The organism is Hymenobacter aranciens, from assembly GCF_030580865.1.
In the GTDB taxonomy this organism is placed as follows: domain Bacteria; phylum Bacteroidota; class Bacteroidia; order Cytophagales; family Hymenobacteraceae; genus Hymenobacter; species Hymenobacter aranciens.
Map to the genome: position 1 here is coordinate 65,141 of NZ_JAUQSY010000017.1, position 16,233 is coordinate 81,373.

Consider the following 16,233-nt stretch of genomic DNA (forward strand, 5'->3'; position numbering starts at 1 on the left):
CAAGAATTTCCTCCTATGGCATCCACGGCCAACGAACTTAACTACATGATAAACGACCTGGCCGCCAAAAGTGGCCAGGAGCACTACCCCGGCCCGGTGCTGCGCGCCGTGCAGGACGGCAACCGCTTCGTTTTTACCTGCCAGAACGGCGTGCGGCTGGCCCTCTACGTGCTGAGCGACAAAATCCTGCGCTTCCGCTACCTCACCGACACGCCCCTGGAGCCCGATTTCAGCTACGCCGTGCCCACCGAGGCTTTCGCTAAGGCCAAACCGGCCTTTCTGGAATTCACCGAGAAGGACGACCATTACCGCCTCACCACCGGCCGGCTCATCTGCCTCATTCAGAAGGAAAACCTGCGCACCCGCGTGCTCGACCGCTCCGGCACCGTCCTCACCGAGGACGAAAAGGGCTTCCACTGGGAATACAACGACGACACCGGCAACGACATCGTGAAGATGAGCAAGCAGGTGCCCGCCGGCGTGCACTACTACGGCCTCGGCGACAAGCCCGACAACATGAACCTGCGCGGTAAGCGCTTCACCAACTGGGGCTCCGACACCTACGGCTACCAGAAGGGTACCGACCCGCTCTACAAAAATATCCCCTTCTACCACGTGCTGCACCAGCGCAGCGCCCACGGTATTTTCTTCGACAATACGTTCAAAGCCAGCTTCGACTTCGCCGCCGAGCGGGCCGACGTCACCAGCTTCTGGGCCCAGGGCGGCGAGATGAACTACTATTTCATCTACGGCCCCACCCTGATGGAAGTCGCCCAGGAATACACCCTGCTCACCTGCCCGCCCGAGCTGCCCCCGCTCTGGACGCTCGGCTACCACCAGTGCAAGTGGAGCTACTTCCCCGAAAGCAACGTGAAGGAAATTGCCCGCGGCCTGCGCGAGCGCGAGATTCCCTGCGACGCTATCTACCTGGATATCGACTACATGGAGGGCTACCGCTGCTTCACCTGGAGCAAAGCGCACTTCCCCGAGCCCAAGCGCATGGTGCAGGAGCTGGCGGCCGACGGCTTCAAGACCGTCGTCATCATCGACCCCGGCATCAAAGTCGACCCGAACTATTCCGTTTACCAGGAAGGCATTGCGGGCGACTTTTTCTGCCGGCGCGGCGATGGCCCGCTGATGAAAGGCTCGGTGTGGCCCGGCCTCTGCAACTTCCCCGACTACACCAGGCCGCAGGTGCGCGAATGGTGGGCCGGCTTGTTCAAGGAATTGATTGGCGAAATAGGCGTGAAGGGGGTCTGGAACGACATGAACGAGCCGGCCGTGTTCGAGAAAGGTACCTTCCCGCCCGACGTACGCTTTGATTACGAAGGCCTTTCGGCCTCCCACCTCAAAGCCCACAACATCTACGGCATGCAGATGGCCCGCGCCACGGCCGAGGGCGTGAAGCGCTTTTCGTACCCCGACCGGCCCTTCACCATCACGCGCAGCACCTACAGCGGCGGCCAGCGCTACTCCTCGGGCTGGACCGGCGACAACATCGCCTCCTGGGAACACCTCTGGCTGGCCAACATCCAGTGCCAGCGCCTGAGTATCTCGGGTTTCAGCTTCATCGGCAGCGACATCGGCGGCTTCGTAGATACGCCCAGCGGCGAGCTTTACGCCCGCTGGATTGCCTTGGGAGCTTTTCACCCGTTCTTCCGCACCCACAGCTCCGGCGACCACGGCGACCAGGAGCCCTGGAGCTTCGGCGAGCCCTACACCAGCGTGGCCCGGCAGTTTATCGAGCTGCGCTACCAGCTGCTGCCATACATGTACACCACGTTCTGGCAGTACGTTACGAAGGGCACGCCCATGCTGCGCCCGCTCACCTTCCTCGACCAGAGCGACACCGAAACCTACCTGCGCATGGCCGAATTCGGCCTCGGCGACCACCTGCTGGTGTGCCCCATCACCTCGCCCGGCACCGATGGCCGCTGGATGTACCTGCCCCGCGGCGACTGGTACTACTACTGGACCGACGAGCCCAAAACCGGCGGCGCCGAAGTGTGGGCCCACGCCCCGCTCGACCGCATCCCGCTGTTCGTGAAAGCCGGCGCCGTGCTGCCCATGCAGCCGGTGATGCAATACGTGGGCGAAAAAGTGGTGGAAGAGCTAACCCTGCACGTCTACTATAAAAACGGTACCGCCGACAGCGTGCTTTACGACGACGGCGGCGAGGGCTACGGCTACCAGGAAGGCCAGCAAACCACCCGCCGCTTCACGGTGCTGGGCACCGAGAAAACGCTGACGCTCACCCAAACCATCGACGGCGACTACCAGCCGGCCTTCCGGCGCTACCGCGTGGTGTTGCACGGCTGCCCCGATGCGGAGCTGGTGAACGAGCAAACTGCTACCTTCGAGCCCGCTACTGCTGCCGGCGCTTTGGGGGCGTGGGTAGTAGCGCAGGATTTCGGCCAGCTGGTGTTCCAGCTCGGCGCGTAGTTCCCGGCGGTCGGCCCGGCAATTTGCCGATTCCCATTCTACCTAATGAGAATAGTTGTGTTGCTGCTGGTGCTCGGTGGCTTGCTCGGCTGCCGGCCCCGCGCATGGGCGCAGGACCAGAACCGGCCCTTCCTCAAAGTGTCGCACATCGGCCCTGAAACGGAGCCGGTGTTCGGCCTGTTTATGTGCACTTACGCCTCGGCGCTGGATGAAAAGCTGGCCCTGGCCCCCGGCTACCGCGCCGAGCCCGTGTACCTGGTGCCCGCCGCCGAGCTGGAGCATCTGCAGGCCCTGGCCCAAACCTACGCCCCCGGCCTGCCCGATGCGGGCTGCCACCATCCCTTCGGCACCCTGCGCATCACCCTCAGCGACGGCCGCCGCCTGCGCAGCTTCCTCATCGCGCCGCTCGACGACTCCCTGGAATTCATCACCGAGCTGGCCGACGTGCTGGCCCGCCGGAAAGGCCAGAGCCGCCGCCACCCCGAGCTGCCCGACGCCGTGCAGGAGCTGCGGCGGAAGCTGACCATCTGAACTATCCTAATAAAAGCGGCGCCTCCACCGGAAGCGCCGCTTTCATTTATTATGGGCACTGAATGGCTACTGCACCACCAGCTTGCGCGTCACCACGCCCTTGCTGGTGCTTAGCTGCAGGGAATAAATTCCCGCCGGGCGGCCACTCAAATCAATACGGCGGTTGGCGGTGGCGCGGGCTTTGTCTTCACGCAATACCACCCGGCCGGTGGCATCGCACACGCTGAGCGGGGCAGTGAGCAGGGCGGCCTCGGCGGTGCTGAGTTCGAAGATGCCCGAGGTGCTGGGGTTGGGGTAGATGCGCAGGTCCGACGCCACTTTGGTGCGGGTGGCCAGGGCGGTGCCGCGCAGGCTCACGTCGTCGATGTAGAGCGCGGTGCCGGGGTGCGGCAGGTTCACTACGGTGTTGGTGAAGGCAATTTGCAGCGAATCGGGCGCGTCGGACGAGATGTACGTCAGCGGCACCGTGGCCAGGGTGTAGGTGGCGGCGGGCGCCAGCACCAGCGGCTCGCCCACGGCAATGGGCTCGATGGCCCCATTCACGAAGCGCGTCAGCGTCACCAGCACCTGGGCCGAGTCGTCGGCGGCGTGGGCGCCGGTGAGCTTGTAGTAGAACTGCAGCTCCTGCGGGCGGCTGGTGAAAGGGATACCGCCCGGCAAACCCAGACGGAAGGCTTCCAGCTGGGTGCCCAGCATCAGCGCGCCCGGAATGGTATCGCCGCGGCCGGGCATCGTCACGGTTTCCAGCTTCACGGCGTAGGCGCCGCCGTGGCTGTCGGTGGTGCGCGTCACGCTGCCGAAGCTGAACGGAATGGGGAGAAATTGCCCAAAGATGTCGTCGGTAGTCAGCCAGTTGTCGGGGGCCTGCGTGGCGTTGCGGTTGCTCCAGGTTTCGAAGTTGCCGTTGGCAAATGTGGTAGTTTGGGCCTGGGCCGGGGCAGCCGTGAGCAGGCCGTGCACGGCGATGACGGCGGCGGCGAAGCGAAGAAGTTTTTGCATGTAAAAAGAGAAATGAGAATGGTGAATCAGAGGTGGGCTAAAGCGGGCGGCTACTGCTGTCCCGTTGCTTTCTGTTCGCCTTGACTCGGCTTCGGAATTCACCGTTGCCTCATTCCTGCTTTTTTTAGGAAAAATTTTGGGCTTAGGATGTAGGGGCGTAACCAAGCCCCGCCCCTACATTCGCTTTAAACCGCAACCGCTACAAATGAAGCTTCAGGTACTGATACACTTCCGGATGATTGAGCAGGCCGCCGTGGTGCTGCTGCGCAAACACCGCGCTCCGCACCGTCGTCCCCGACGGCAGCTTCGCCTCGGCCCCGAACACGCTGCCGCGGGCGCTGCCGGTGCCTACCAGCCCATCGCCGAAATACTCGCGCACGGCCGTGGGCAGCGTGGTGCGCAGCCACGAGCCCAGCAGCACGTGGTAGGCCACGCCGGGCAGCGGCGGCACCTCGGTGCGCGGCGGCAGCAGGTCGGTGGCGTGGGCGTCCTGCCAGTCCTCATCCACCAGAATGGCCTGGCGTAAGTCCTTGATACCGTTGCTGCGTTTGTTAAGCGCCCGGCTCAGGAAGCGCGTGGGGAAGACGTTGATACGATTGAGCAGCCGCTCGGTGAAGTGGCTGTTCTGCTCCAGCCACGAGCCGTCGTTGGGGGTGCCCAGCATGAAGACGGAGCGGAGGTGGGGTAGCCAGCTAGAGTTATGAGTTGTGAGTTTTGAGTTGTGAGTGGTGGAGTCGGGCACGTTTGCCAATTCATAACTCATAATTCCTAACTCATAACTCCGCGAAGCATAATGTCCGGCCGAGCGGATAATGAGCCCGCCCATGCTGTGGCCGATGAGCACCAGCTCGCCGATGGCCTCAGGATAAGTGGCCACCAGCTCGCTGAGCAGGGCGTGCAGGGCGCGGCCGTTTTCGGAGAGGTGCAGGCCGGTGTTGTAGCGCAGGTAGAGGGTGCGCACGCGCGCATCTTCGGCCAGGCGGGGGCCGTAGCGGCGGCTGCCGGGCCCATCCTGGAAGCCGGTTTGCCAGATAAGCTCGTCGCCCATCAGGCCGTGGATGAACACCACCGTTTTCTGCCGGGGCTCGCTGAGGGCCAGCTCGGCCACGGGCACGTCGCGGCCCGCCCGCCGGAAGCTCAGCTGGATGGCGCGCGGGTCGTGGCGGGCGGCCAGCTGGTCGCCGAGGGCGCCGTTGAGCACCGGCAGGAAAAAATGCTGGTGCGCCTGCCCCGAGCGAACGAGGTAGCCCGCCCCGCGCACCGGTAGCGCCGCCACCCGGCCCACTGCCCCCAGCAGGCGGCGGAAGCGACTGGGCTGATTGTCAGGAGATGGAGCCATGCGGTAAAGGTGGGGCTTTGAGAGTGATGTGTGGTATCTCGCCTGGAAAAACCTCACCCCCTGACCCCCGAAGAATGCTTGATGCGCATTCCCAAAAGAGAGAGGGCACCGGAAATGCACCTTGCGGTTGGCTCCCCTCTCTTTTGGAGAGAGGCTGGGGGTGAGGTTTTCCCAAGCGAGCAATTATAAAAACCGGGCCTTCAAATCCGGCGTGGGCAGCATGCAACTATTCTGGCGGCCAAACCACTGGTAGCGGTGCCGGGCCACCCAGCGGTAAGCAGCATCGCGCAGGGGGCGGGGCAGCACCCGGCCCAGGGCCAGCGCCCGCCACCAGCCGCCCAGCCCCGCCGCAATATGCAAAATGGCCTCCGAATGCGTGTACACGCGCCCGTTTTCGACTAGCACCACCGAGTCGGGCTCGGGGGCGGGGAGGGGCTGGCCGTGGCGGGCCAGCAGGGCCCGGGCAGCCTCCGACTGCAGGGCCGCGAAGTGGAACCGTCGCTGTCGGTCGTGCCGGATGACGAACTGTACGAAGCCGTTGCAGAGGTTGCACACGCCGTCGAAGAGAATAGTGGCCGGACTGGAAGGCATAGCTGGAAACGGAAAGGGGAGGCCGGTAATACGCGGCCTCTGGCCAGTAGTTGAGCGGTGGGAAACGCCCGGCTGCACTGACCCAGGTGTAACCGCTGGCAACGACGAAGAGTTGGCGGGCGGCGCTGGTAATTGATGGGTTCTACGTATTTATCACGAGCAAAATACCAATTAATTCGGTGTTAAAAGGCAGCAAACCGTCGCCGCTGCCCGTATAGAAGGGCCACCTGAAAGCCGGTTGGCCGCCAGGTGGTTTCCTTCCACCACATTATTTCCACCGCTACTTTACTATGAAAAAGACTGCATTCTGCGCTGCGGCGCTCGCGCTGTTCGGCCTGCTGAACACCGCAACTGCTTCGGCCCAGGTTACTACTGCGGGCACTACCGGTATGACCACCGCTGGCTCTACTACAATGGGCACCACGGCCGGCACTACCACGATGGGTACTACGGCGGGTACTACCGCTGGTACCACGACCATGGGGACCACCGCCGGTACTACGGGTATGACTACGGCCGGCAGCACCACCGGGATGACCACCACCGGCAGTACTACCGGCATGACCACGGCCGGTAGCACCACTTCGGGCCGTCGGCGTACTACCACGGCTGGCAGCACTACGGCAGGCCGCCGCACCACCACTTCGGGTAGCACCACCGGCATGACCACTTCGGGCACCACCAGCGGCACTACCACCCGCTAAAGCGCTTAGTAGACAAGAAAGAAGGCGAAAAAGCAAAACCGGTTGGCCGGTCTGCTTTTTCGCCTTCTTTCTTGGGGGATGGTAGCCGTGGCGCGGCCATCGTGCTAAAATTTATCTTGCATGGCAGTTCTCTTTACCTGGCTCAAGCGCCCCTTTACCCTCGACCTGCGCGCACTGGCACTGCTGCGCATGGGCGTGGCCCTGCTGCTGCTGCTCGACTTGGGCATTCGCAGCACCGATTTGGAGGCGTTTTATGCTAATATGGGGGTGCTGCCGGTGCCGGTGCTGCTGGAGAGACTATGGACACCCTACCAGTTTTCCTTCCACGTAGTGAGCGGCTTGTGGCAGGTGCAGGCGCTGCTGTTCGGCATGGCAGCAGCGGTGGCGGTGGCGCTGCTGCTGGGCTACCACACCCGGCTGGCCACGGTGGCCTCGTGGGTGCTGCTGGTGTCGCTGCAAAACCGCAACCCCCTCGTGGGGCAGGGCGGCGACGACCTGCTGCGGATGCTGCTTTTCTGGGGCATTTTCCTGCCCTGGGGCCGCCTGTACTCGCGCGATGCGCGCCTGCTGCCGCCACCCGAAACCACCGGCTACTGCAGCGCCGCCACCCTGGCCTACGTAGTGCAGATTGCGCTGCTGTACTGGTGTACGGCCCTGCTCAAATCCGGACCCGAGTGGACCACCGAGGGCACCGCGCTCTACTACGCCCTCAGCCTCGACCAGGTGCTGCTGCCGCTGGGCCGTCTGCTCTACCCGCACCCCGAGCTGCTGCGCACGCTCACCTTCGCCACTTGGTACCTAGAGCTGGGGCTGCCCATTTTGCTGTTCATTCCGGTGGGCGTGCGCTGGTGGCGGCTGGCCTTTGTGGGGCTCACGTTGCTGTTTCACCTGGGCATCAGCCTCACGCTGTTCGTGGGGCTGTTCTGGCTGATTAACATTGTTTCAACGCTCGGCCTGCTGCCGCCCCCGGCGCTCGACTGGCTGGCCCGGCGCGGCCAGCTGCCCATGCAGCGCCTGCGCGCCTGGCGCCCCCGGCTGCCCGCCTGGCAGCTACCGTGGCGGCTGCATCTGGAGCAGCGGCACGACTGGGGCGCCGGCCCGCGCCGCCTGCTGCGCGCCAGCCGCGAGGGGCTGGTGCTGGGGCTGTTAGCCTACGTGTGCTGGTGGAATCTCGACGGTATCCTCACCACCCCGCGGTGGCTGATGCGCGAGCCTGCCCGCTGGCTGGGCTACCTGTTTCGCATCGACCAGCACTGGGGCATGTTTGCGCCGGTGGTGTTTAAGGACGACGGCTGGTACATCCTCGAAGGCACCACGAAGACGGGCAAAGTGCTCGACCTCAACCGCCAGGGCCGCCCCGTCAGCTACGCCAAGCCGCGTTCTGTAGTGGCACTGTTTCGCAACGACCGGTGGCGCAAATACTCCGAGAACTACCTCTTCGTGAGCAACGCCTGGATGCGACCCTACTACTGCAACTACCTGCTGCGCATCTGGCACGAAAACCCCGCCCACCCACCGCTGCGCCAGCTCGAAGTGGTGTATATGAAAGAAGTGTCGCAGCCCGATTACCAACCCAGCCCGGTCCGCCGCGAAGTGCTGTGCAGCTGCGCCCCCTAGCAAGTTAACAACCGACCATCGGGCGGCTGCTTACGTATAGCCAGGCAGCACCAAGCTCAACCTGCTTCAATAATCAGCACCATGCAAAAGTCACTTCTTCTGGCCGTCCTGCTCGGCGTAATCAGCCTGTCCGGTCAGGCCTTGGCCCAAACCACCCCCGGCACCGTGAGCGGCCCCGCCGGCAGCAGCGTCACCATTGGCAGCCCCGCCGGCTCCAGCATGAGCCACTCCAGCAAAAGCGTTACCAGCAGCTCCGTCACCCGGCGTAAATCCACCGACCCGGCGCCTGTGCGGCACAAGGGCAGCATCTCCCGCAAAACCACCAGCGGCGGTACGGTGCGCGCTACCACAAAAACCACTACGGTCAAGCAGTAAGTTTTTCCGTGCTACGGCAGGCGGTACCAGAGGCCCGTGCCGTCTTCTTCAAAGGCTACTACGCCCTTGCCCTTAGCATAATACAGCTGGCGAATAAGCTTGTAGCGGCGTGAGCTTTGCTGATTGCCGTAGTCTAGGGCCTGCCAGATGGTTTGGGCATAATCAATGCCTCCTAGCGTTACGGAAGGTAGAATCCTTAGAGTCGGGTAATTCCAAGTTGCCCCAGCGATAGCAGAATCCAATGGCAGACTTCTACTGAATACACTGTAATCCCAACCGTATTGCGCCTGCAGTTGCGGGGTACCACCCTCGGGTGCATATAGATACAGGTCGAGGGCCATCGTCTGAAAAAGAGCTGAATCGAGCGGCTGGCCCGGGGCAGAATTATAGTAGTAAAACGTCGTATCCAATCGTTGCGTCTTCACGGTAATGCGCTCGTATCCTGGCCGCCCTGAGAAATATACGCCCCGTGCCCCATCCATTCTACTATCAACGCTGGCAATCCGGTAGCTACGTACCCGTCCATCCTGTGCGTGCCCGAATCGCAGCACTTCGCCGATGCGGTAAGGCTGCCAAGCCAGCTGTTCGGCTGAAAGCCGATACTGCGGACCTGGGACATCGCAGCTGTCTAATAAGATAGCTCCAATAGCCGATAGCAGATAATAGCGCGTTCTCATTGTAAAATAGTTGTGAGGTAGGAGGAAAATCCAGAATTTAGCTGTCTAACTCTAAGCCGATAGCGGTGATTATCCGTCCAGTGAATCATTTTATACTCTCAACTGCCACTTGCTGAATATCCGTCCGCAAGTTCAGCTGACTCAGCTTGTTGTTGTGCCGGGAAGGATGCACCCGGTTGGTGAGCACCACCACCACCAGCTCCGTGGCCGGGTCGACCCAGAAATAAGTCCCCGTGAAGCCCGCGTGCCCGAAGCTGCGGCCCGAAGCGCCCTTGGCCGTATTGCCCACCGGCGGCGTGGCCTGCCGGTCGAAACCCAGCCCGCGCCGGTTCTGGGGGCAAAACTGGCAGCGGGTATATTCGGCCAGCACGTTTTCGGCAAAGAGTTGGCGGCCGCCGTAGCGGCCGTTCCAGGCGTAGGTCTGGGCCAGCTTAGCCACGTCGTTGGCGGTGCCGAAGAGGCCGGCGTGGCCCGAGATGCCGCCCAGCAGGGCTGCGCCTTCGTCGTCCACGGTGCCATTCAGCAGCTGGCGGCGGAAGGTCGAATCGTATTCCGTGGGCACGATGCGGCCGGGCGCAAACAGGTTTTTGGGCCGGAAGCCCAGCGTGCTGGCCCCTAGCGGCCGGTAGATGTTGCGTTGCACATACTCCTCAAACGTCAGCCCGGTGCGGGCCTTCACCAGCTGCGGGTAGAGGTAAAACGACAAGTCCGAATACACGTAGCCCGGCTTCTCATTCAGCGCCGATTCCCCGATTTTCGCCACAATGATTTCCGGCAGCCGGCGGCTGCCCCACAGCCCCGCAGCCACCGGCAGCGGGAAGCGGGCCGACGAATCGGTGTGCACGTAGCGGTGGCGCAGCTCGCCCTTTTTATTGGTGAGGTCCTGCCAGAAGGGAATAAACGCTTTCAACCCGGCCTGGTGGGCCAGCACGTCGCGCAGCTTTAGGCTGGCCTTGTTGGTTTTGCGCAGGGTTGGGAAATACTGCCCCAGCGTGCTGTCGGGACTGAATTTGCCCGCTGCCTGCAGCTGCATCAGGGCGGGTGTGGCAGCCAGTACTTTGGTCAGCGAAGCCAGGTCGTACACGTCGGTGTTGCGCACGGGGCGGGGGGCGGAGAATGAGGAATTGGGAAGGAGGAATGAAGAATTAGCCGTCGTGCTTTTTGCCTTCCTCTTATTCAATTCTTCATTCCTCCTTCCCAATTCCTCATTAGCGGCGAAGCCAGCGTAAGTTTGGTTGCCGTAGCTTTTGCGCAGTACCACCGTGCCGCGCCGGGCAATGAGCACCTGTGCGCCCGGCGTGGCCTGGGTGGCCAGGGCCCGGCCCACGAGGCTGTCCACCCGGGCTTCGAGGCGGTTGTCGAGGCCCACGTCTTCGGGGTTGGCGTAGCGCAGGCGCAGGCCGCCCTCGGTTTTCAGGCCGAAGCCGGCGGGCATTTTTTCTGACAAAGCCAGCGGTAGTTTCCCGCTGGCCCCGATGCCGCCGAAGATGAGCTGCGCCGCCAGCTGCTGGGCGTTGGCGCTTTCCTGGTAGGCCAGGATGACCGCGCCCGCCTGGTTGATATCGCGCAGCTTGGGCACCGCGTAGGCCGAGCCAAACACCGTGACTACCACCTGCTGCCCCGGCTTCACGAGCTCGCGCAGCAGGGCATTGGCCTCGGGCGTGATGCCGAAATTAGTGGCCGGCTTGCGGCTCAAATCCTGGAAACCGACCAGAATAGTATTGTAGCCGAACAGCTTGGCCCGCAAGTCCACCATGTCATCCAGCGAAGGGGCGGCGGGCAGGTGGAAGTGCGCGGCCGGCGCGTAGTCGGCCACAGCCCGCTGAAACTCCACCGTATCGGCCGGCGTGCCGCCGATGATGAGCGTGGCAATGCGCAAGGAGTCGAGCTGGCGCAGGGGTAGCAGCTTCTTGTCGTTGCGCAGCACCGTCAGGCTCAGCTCCGTGAGGCGGTGGTTGAGGTATTGGGCGTGGGGCGGGTTGAGGTCGGCCACCAGGTTTTGCGAGCTGATGGGCTGGTACTTATTCAGCCCCGCCCACTGCTTGAGGGCCAGCACGCGGCGGCAGTGCTGGTCGATTTCCTGCTGCGAGATGCGGCCGCTATCCACGGCGGCGCGCACCATGCGCAGGGCCAGCGGCACGTTTTTGCTGAATTCGAGGATGTCGTTGCCGGCCAGCAGGGCGCGCACATCGGCCTCGCCGGGCGGGAACTTGCTGATGACGCCGCCCATGTTCATGGCATCGGTGAAGATGAGGCCGTTGAACTTCAGCTCGTCGCGCAGCAGGCCCGTCACGATGGGCCGCGCCAGGGTGCTGGGTACACCGGCCGTATCGAGCGCCGGGATGTTGAGGTGGGCCACCATCATGCCGCCGATGCCGCCGCGGATGAGCCGCCGGAAGGGCGGCAGCTCGATGGAATCGAGCCGGCCGCGGTCGGCGCGCAGGGTGGGCAGGGCCAGGTGCGAGTCCACGTCCACGTCGCCGTGGCCGGGGAAATGTTTGGCCACGGCCAGGATGCCGGCGTCCTGCATGCCGCGCATGTAGAGGCCGCCGAGGCGCGCCACGGTGGCCGGGTCGTCGCTCCACGAGCGGTAGCCGGTCACGGGGTTGAGGGGGTTGTTGCTCACGTCCACCACCGGGGCGAAGTTAACGTGCATGCCCAGCCGCCGGAACTGCCGGGCCACCTCGCGGCCCATGTCGTAAATCAGCATCGTGTCGCGCAGCCCGCCGATGCTTGACTGAAACGGGAATTTCAGCACGCTATCCAAGCGCATGCCCACGCCCCACTCGGCATCCATGGCCACCAGCAGCGGCACGCGGCTCTGGCTTTGGTAGCGGTTGAGCAGCTGTGCCTGCCGGCCCGGCCCGCCCTGGAAAAATATCAGCCCCCCGATGCCATACTGCTGAATGAGTGCCGAAACCGAGTCTTCGTCGATGCGCTTGCGGTTGGAGTACGCGGCCACCATAAATAGCTGCGCCGCCCGCTGGTCGGGCGTGAGCACGCGCATCAGGCTATCCACCCAGCGCGAGTGCAGGTACTGCGTGAAGGCCGGGGCAAGGGGCTGCGGCTTGCGGGCGGCCAGGCGCCGGGCCGCTTCCCGGCGCGCGGCCTCCACGCGGGGCAGGGCGAGGCGCCGCACCGGGCCGGCCGGCCGCTGCTGGGCCGAGGCCAGCAGCGGGCCGATGAGCAGAAACAGAAATCCTAAACGAAAACAGAAGGTGCGCAAAATGGAGGCGTTTTTTTCTGCGAAAGTACCGCTTTGCCCCGCGTGAAGCAGGCGCGGCGTTTCCTTTTTTTGCGCCGGCCCGTAGTATCTTTTGCTGGCGCGCGTCTCCGACGCGTGCCGGCTGGGTTCGAGCCTCTGGCTCGCTAGCCCGAACGACTGCTTGAAAAATGTTCTATTAACGAGTCTGAGACTCGAACCCAGTCGGCACGCGTCGGAGACGCGCGCCAGCCATTTTCCTGCCGGCCATGCAAACTCCTGCTTTTTTCCGTCGGCCCGGCCTATTCGGGTTTGGTCTCGGCGCCACCCTGCTGCTGGCGTCCTGCGGCGGCGCCCCCACCGAGCTATCCACGGGCGGGCGGCTGCGCGCCAGCACCGTGCAGCCCGACTCGGCCGCCGTGCTCAACACCGAAACCTGCCGCCTGCTCACGCCCCGCGAGGTGGCCAGCCTCACCGGGCGGCCGGTGCGGCAGCAAAGCCAGGGCGCCGCCTGCATGTTTGTGGAAGACAGTGGCGGCGCCAGCGCCGAGGCCGTGGTGCAGGTGTCGTTTCGGCCAGCGGCGGCCTTCCGGGTGGTGCAGGCCGGCAACGACCTCAAGCGCCGCGATGTGCTGCCCGTGACCGGCCTGGGCCACGAGGCCTACTACGACGACGACCACGGCGACCTCTACGTGCAACTGCCGGGGCGCACACTGGTTATCGGCATGCCGCGCCCCATTCGGGAGCGGCCGCGCCACCGCCTGGCCCCGGAGCTGGGCCGGCTGGCCGTGGCGCGCCTCGCCGCTGCCGCGCCCGAAGAGGCTTCTGACTTAATAAGACCTGCCCAATAGCCGGTACTACGCCCGGATTACCTCGGTAATTTTCCTGGAAAATGCCGTTCTATCGACAAAAAAAGGCATTTTTAGCTAAAAATGACCGGCCGGCTTAGCCACATTCTAATACTTTCGCGTACACCCTTTCAACCCCGGCGAGCTCGGCGGTAGCTTTTGCGCCCGAGTCACGCCTCTAGCTATGTCTTACCAAACACTTTTTTCACTCATGCTTACCCCTTCTTCTCTCTCCGCTTCCTTTCTGCGCGCCTCGGCCCTGCCGCTGTCGCTGGCTATTCTGCTGCTAGGCAGCAGTTGCGCCCGCACCGCCGAAACGGACTCCGCCGGCACTGCAACGGCCACCACGACGACGACCACCCCGACCGACATGAGCACCATCCCCAGCGTGCGTTCGGCCCGGGATATCCTCACCCCGGCCGAAGTGTCGGGCATCATCGGCAAGTCGGTGGTGCTGCAGGCGGGCTCCGACTCGACGGCCGCTACCGCTACCACCGTCACCAGCTTCGTGCCGAGCGACGACCCCAACGGCGCCCCTATCGTGAATATCAAGCTGGCCTCGGAAGGCATGTACGCCGACGCCCGCGATATGGCCCGCAATGGCGGCCACAAAACCATGGACATGGCCAGCATCGGCCAGAATGCCTACTACGACGATGCTGACCGCAGCCTCTACGTGCGCGACAAGGGCCAGACCCTCATCATCACCGTCAACGGCCAGGTGCAGGGCAAAACCAGCGAGCAGGTAGCCTCGCAGCTCGGCCGCATTGCCACCGGCCGCCTCACCCAGATGTAAGAATTGCCCTTGGCAATCAACCCGCCGGGGCCGGCATGGTAGCAGTACCGTGCCGGCCCCGGCTTTTTTCAGGCCGGGCACTCACACGGGCCTGGGCGAAGCTCCGCAAGCCCGTGTAAGTGCTCACACGGCCTCTGCGGCAAAACCGGCGCCTAAAATCGGCCCGGCGGTGGGCATTGGGGCTGTGGAGCCGGGCCCGATAGGCGCTCCGTACATACCTTGCGGCCCATGAACAAGATTATTCTCGCCGGGCTGGCGGCAGCTGGCCTTCTGACGGCCTGCAATCAGGAAAAAACTACCTCCACTGGTACTAACGAGAAGCTGATTCCTTGTGGGGTTGGCTTAGACTGCACCGGCACCGGCAAAGATATGTCGGCCCTGTTTGCTAGCTTCTGGGAAAAGCAGTCGCGGCTCGACCCGCTCTCGGCCACCGCGCAGGGCGACAACCGCTTCAACGACCAGCTGCCCAACGACCAGACCAGGGCCTTCCGTGACACGTTGCGCGCTACATACACAGACTACCTCTTCCAGGTCAGTAAAATTGACCGCGAAAAGCTCAGCGACAGCGAGAAAATCAGCTACGATATTTTCACCTATGATTTGAAGCAGCGCCTGGCCGGGCTAAAGTTCAACACCTGGATGATACCCAGCAACCAGTTCTGGGGCCTGCCACTCACGCTGCCGCAGTACGGCTCGGGCGAGGGCGCCCAGCCCTTCAAGACGGTGCAGGACTACGACAACTGGCTGGGCCGCGTGCGCGGCTACCCGGCGTGGACCGACTCGGCTATTGCTAACTTCCGGCGTGGCATGGCGGCCGGTGTGGTGCTGCCCCGCGCCCTGGTGGTGAAGATGCTGCCCCAGCTGCGCGGTGAGGATATTCTGGTGAGCGACGCGGCCAAGTCCATCTACTACCAGCCCATCGAGAAATTCCCGAAGGACTTTTCGGTGGCCGACCGCAAGCGCCTGGCCTCAACCTACCAGGAAGTTATCCTGAAAGACATCGTGCCGGCCTACCGCCGCCTGGCCGATTTCCTGGAAAAGGAATACCTGCCCAAGTCGCGCCCCACGAGCGGCATCGGTACGCTACCGCAGGGGCCGGAGGTGTACAAGTACCTGGCCGGCTACTGGACCACCACCGACCAGACGCCCGACCAGATTTACCAGACCGGCCTCAAGGAAGTAGCCCGCCTGCGCCAGGAAATGGAGCAGGTGAAAGCCAAAGTCGGCTTCCAGGGCGACCTGCCGGCCTTCTTCGCCTCGCTGCGCAAGGACCCCAGGCTGATGCCCTTCAAAACGGTCGAGGAGGTGCTGGATTTCTTCCGCAACACCCAGAAGACCATCGACCCGAAACTGAAGAAGATGTTCGGCCGGGTGCCCAAAACGCCCTTCGAAATCCGCCGCACCGAGGAGTTCCGCCAGGCCTCGGCCTCGGCCGAGTACATGCGAGGTAACCCCGATGGCACGCGGCCGGGCATCTTCTACGTGCCCATCCCCGACGCCACCAAGTTCAACGTGACCACGGGCATGGAGTCGCTGTTTCTGCACGAAGCCATTCCTGGCCACCACTACCAGATTTCGCTGCAGCAGGAGAATACCAGCCTGCCAGCCTTCCAGCGCTTCAGCGGCTACGGTGCCTACGATGAGGGCTGGGCCCTCTACTGCGAAAGCCTGGGCCCGGAGCTGGGCCTCTACACCGACCCCTACCAGCGCATGGGCGCCCTCAACGACGAGATGCTGCGCGCCGTGCGCCTAGTGGTGGACACCGGCCTGCACTCCCGCAACATGACCCGCGAGCAGGCCATCGACTACATGCTGGCCAACCTGCCCCTGGATAAGCCCGACGCCACCTCGGCCATCGAGCGCTACATGGCCATCCCCGGCCAGGCCCTGAGCTATAAAATTGGCGCGCTGAAAATCCGCGAGCTGCGGGCGCGGTACGAAAAGCAGCTGGGCAGCAAGTTCTCGCTCAGTAATTTTCATGACGAGTTGCTGAAGGATGGGGCTATGCCCCTGGCCGTGCTGGAGCGCAAGATGGACGCCTGGGCGGCCCGGCAGTAAGAACGAGCTAAACCGAACGTCATCCTGAGCTGACCGAAGGGAAGCGAAAGGACC

General features: G+C 63.6%; 13 protein-coding genes. 8 read left to right on the forward strand and 5 right to left on the reverse strand.

From position 1 onward, the window contains the following. Positions 1-15: 15 nt before the first annotated feature. Both Q5H93_RS20645 and Q5H93_RS20650 read left to right on the forward strand, forming a co-directional pair. Positions 16-2,442, forward strand: coding sequence for a glycoside hydrolase family 31 protein (locus Q5H93_RS20645; protein WP_305008597.1), 2,427 nt, complete (start codon positions 16-18; stop codon positions 2,440-2,442). Between the two features lie 45 nt (positions 2,443-2,487). Then, a complete protein-coding gene (locus Q5H93_RS20650; RefSeq protein ID WP_305008598.1) occupies positions 2,488-2,973 on the forward strand; it encodes a hypothetical protein in 486 nt (161 codons plus the stop codon). A 66-nt stretch (positions 2,974-3,039) separates the two neighbouring features. On the opposite strand, the gene Q5H93_RS20655 is transcribed toward Q5H93_RS20650, so the two are convergent. The 3 genes from Q5H93_RS20655 to Q5H93_RS20665 all read right to left on the reverse strand — a co-directional run bounded on the left by Q5H93_RS20655 (position 3,040) and on the right by Q5H93_RS20665 (position 5,902). Further along, a complete protein-coding gene (locus tag Q5H93_RS20655) occupies positions 3,040-3,972 on the reverse strand; it encodes a T9SS type A sorting domain-containing protein (RefSeq protein ID WP_305008599.1) in 933 nt (310 codons plus the stop codon). Positions 3,973-4,171: 199 nt separating this feature from the next. Next, positions 4,172-5,311 carry an esterase/lipase family protein gene (locus Q5H93_RS20660; protein ID WP_305008600.1) on the reverse strand — a complete coding sequence of 380 codons (1,140 nt, stop codon included), beginning with the start codon at positions 5,309-5,311 and terminating at the stop codon, positions 4,172-4,174. 183 nt (positions 5,312-5,494) lie between these two features. Next, positions 5,495-5,902, reverse strand: a complete 408-nt coding sequence (locus Q5H93_RS20665; RefSeq protein ID WP_305008601.1) for a thiol-disulfide oxidoreductase DCC family protein — start codon at positions 5,900-5,902, stop codon at positions 5,495-5,497. 290 nt (positions 5,903-6,192) lie between these two features. Between Q5H93_RS20665 and Q5H93_RS20670 the strand changes: the two genes are divergently transcribed. The 3 genes from Q5H93_RS20670 to Q5H93_RS20680 all read left to right on the forward strand — a co-directional run bounded on the left by Q5H93_RS20670 (position 6,193) and on the right by Q5H93_RS20680 (position 8,598). Beyond that, positions 6,193-6,606 carry a hypothetical protein gene (locus tag Q5H93_RS20670; RefSeq protein WP_305008602.1) on the forward strand — a complete coding sequence of 138 codons (414 nt, stop codon included), beginning with the start codon at positions 6,193-6,195 and terminating at the stop codon, positions 6,604-6,606. Positions 6,607-6,726: 120 nt separating this feature from the next. Next, entirely contained in the window at positions 6,727-8,223 is a 1,497-nt protein-coding gene (locus Q5H93_RS20675) for an HTTM domain-containing protein (RefSeq protein WP_305008603.1), read from the forward strand. Positions 8,224-8,304: 81 nt separating this feature from the next. Next, on the forward strand, positions 8,305-8,598 hold the full coding sequence (locus Q5H93_RS20680) for a hypothetical protein (protein WP_305008604.1): 294 nt from the start codon (positions 8,305-8,307) through the stop codon (positions 8,596-8,598). An 11-nt stretch (positions 8,599-8,609) separates the two neighbouring features. On the opposite strand, the gene Q5H93_RS20685 is transcribed toward Q5H93_RS20680, so the two are convergent. Together Q5H93_RS20685 and Q5H93_RS20690 are read right to left on the reverse strand one after the other, a co-directional pair. Continuing rightward, a complete protein-coding gene (locus tag Q5H93_RS20685; protein WP_305008605.1) occupies positions 8,610-9,275 on the reverse strand; it encodes a hypothetical protein in 666 nt (221 codons plus the stop codon). Between the two features lie 85 nt (positions 9,276-9,360). Further along, on the reverse strand, positions 9,361-12,501 hold the full coding sequence (locus Q5H93_RS20690; RefSeq protein ID WP_305008606.1) for a serine hydrolase domain-containing protein: 3,141 nt from the start codon (positions 12,499-12,501) through the stop codon (positions 9,361-9,363). 245 nt (positions 12,502-12,746) lie between these two features. Between Q5H93_RS20690 and Q5H93_RS20695 the strand changes: the two genes are divergently transcribed. The 3 genes from Q5H93_RS20695 (at position 12,747) to Q5H93_RS20705 (ending at position 16,179) form a co-directional block, all read left to right on the forward strand. Then, entirely contained in the window at positions 12,747-13,328 is a 582-nt protein-coding gene (locus Q5H93_RS20695; RefSeq protein ID WP_305008607.1) for a hypothetical protein, read from the forward strand. Between the two features lie 208 nt (positions 13,329-13,536). Beyond that, on the forward strand, positions 13,537-14,121 hold the full coding sequence (locus Q5H93_RS20700) for a hypothetical protein (RefSeq protein WP_305008608.1): 585 nt from the start codon (positions 13,537-13,539) through the stop codon (positions 14,119-14,121). Between the two features lie 228 nt (positions 14,122-14,349). Then, the gene (locus Q5H93_RS20705) at positions 14,350-16,179 is read left to right on the forward strand and encodes a DUF885 domain-containing protein (RefSeq protein ID WP_305008609.1); all 1,830 of its coding nucleotides are present in this window, start codon (positions 14,350-14,352) and stop codon (positions 16,177-16,179) included. The last annotated feature ends 54 nt before the right edge of the window (positions 16,180-16,233 follow it).

What these genes read in the sequence shown, in the direction of transcription:
- Q5H93_RS20680 (WP_305008604.1), top strand. Translation starts at nt 8,305, where the DNA reads ATGCAAAAGTCACTTCTTCTGGCCGTCCTGCTCGGCGTAATCAGCCTG.
- Q5H93_RS20660 (WP_305008600.1), bottom strand. Translation starts at nt 5,311, where the DNA reads ATGGCTCCATCTCCTGACAATCAGCCCAGTCGCTTCCGCCGCCTGCTG.
- Q5H93_RS20705 (WP_305008609.1), top strand. Translation starts at nt 14,350, where the DNA reads ATGAACAAGATTATTCTCGCCGGGCTGGCGGCAGCTGGCCTTCTGACG.
- Q5H93_RS20665 (WP_305008601.1), bottom strand. Translation starts at nt 5,902, where the DNA reads ATGCCTTCCAGTCCGGCCACTATTCTCTTCGACGGCGTGTGCAACCTC.
- Q5H93_RS20650 (WP_305008598.1), top strand. Translation starts at nt 2,488, where the DNA reads ATGAGAATAGTTGTGTTGCTGCTGGTGCTCGGTGGCTTGCTCGGCTGC.
- Q5H93_RS20670 (WP_305008602.1), top strand. Translation starts at nt 6,193, where the DNA reads ATGAAAAAGACTGCATTCTGCGCTGCGGCGCTCGCGCTGTTCGGCCTG.
- Q5H93_RS20655 (WP_305008599.1), bottom strand. Translation starts at nt 3,972, where the DNA reads ATGCAAAAACTTCTTCGCTTCGCCGCCGCCGTCATCGCCGTGCACGGC.
- Q5H93_RS20685 (WP_305008605.1), bottom strand. Translation starts at nt 9,275, where the DNA reads ATGAGAACGCGCTATTATCTGCTATCGGCTATTGGAGCTATCTTATTA.
- Q5H93_RS20695 (WP_305008607.1), top strand. Translation starts at nt 12,747, where the DNA reads ATGCAAACTCCTGCTTTTTTCCGTCGGCCCGGCCTATTCGGGTTTGGT.
- Q5H93_RS20675 (WP_305008603.1), top strand. Translation starts at nt 6,727, where the DNA reads ATGGCAGTTCTCTTTACCTGGCTCAAGCGCCCCTTTACCCTCGACCTG.
- Q5H93_RS20645 (WP_305008597.1), top strand. Translation starts at nt 16, where the DNA reads ATGGCATCCACGGCCAACGAACTTAACTACATGATAAACGACCTGGCC.
- Q5H93_RS20700 (WP_305008608.1), top strand. Translation starts at nt 13,537, where the DNA reads ATGCTTACCCCTTCTTCTCTCTCCGCTTCCTTTCTGCGCGCCTCGGCC.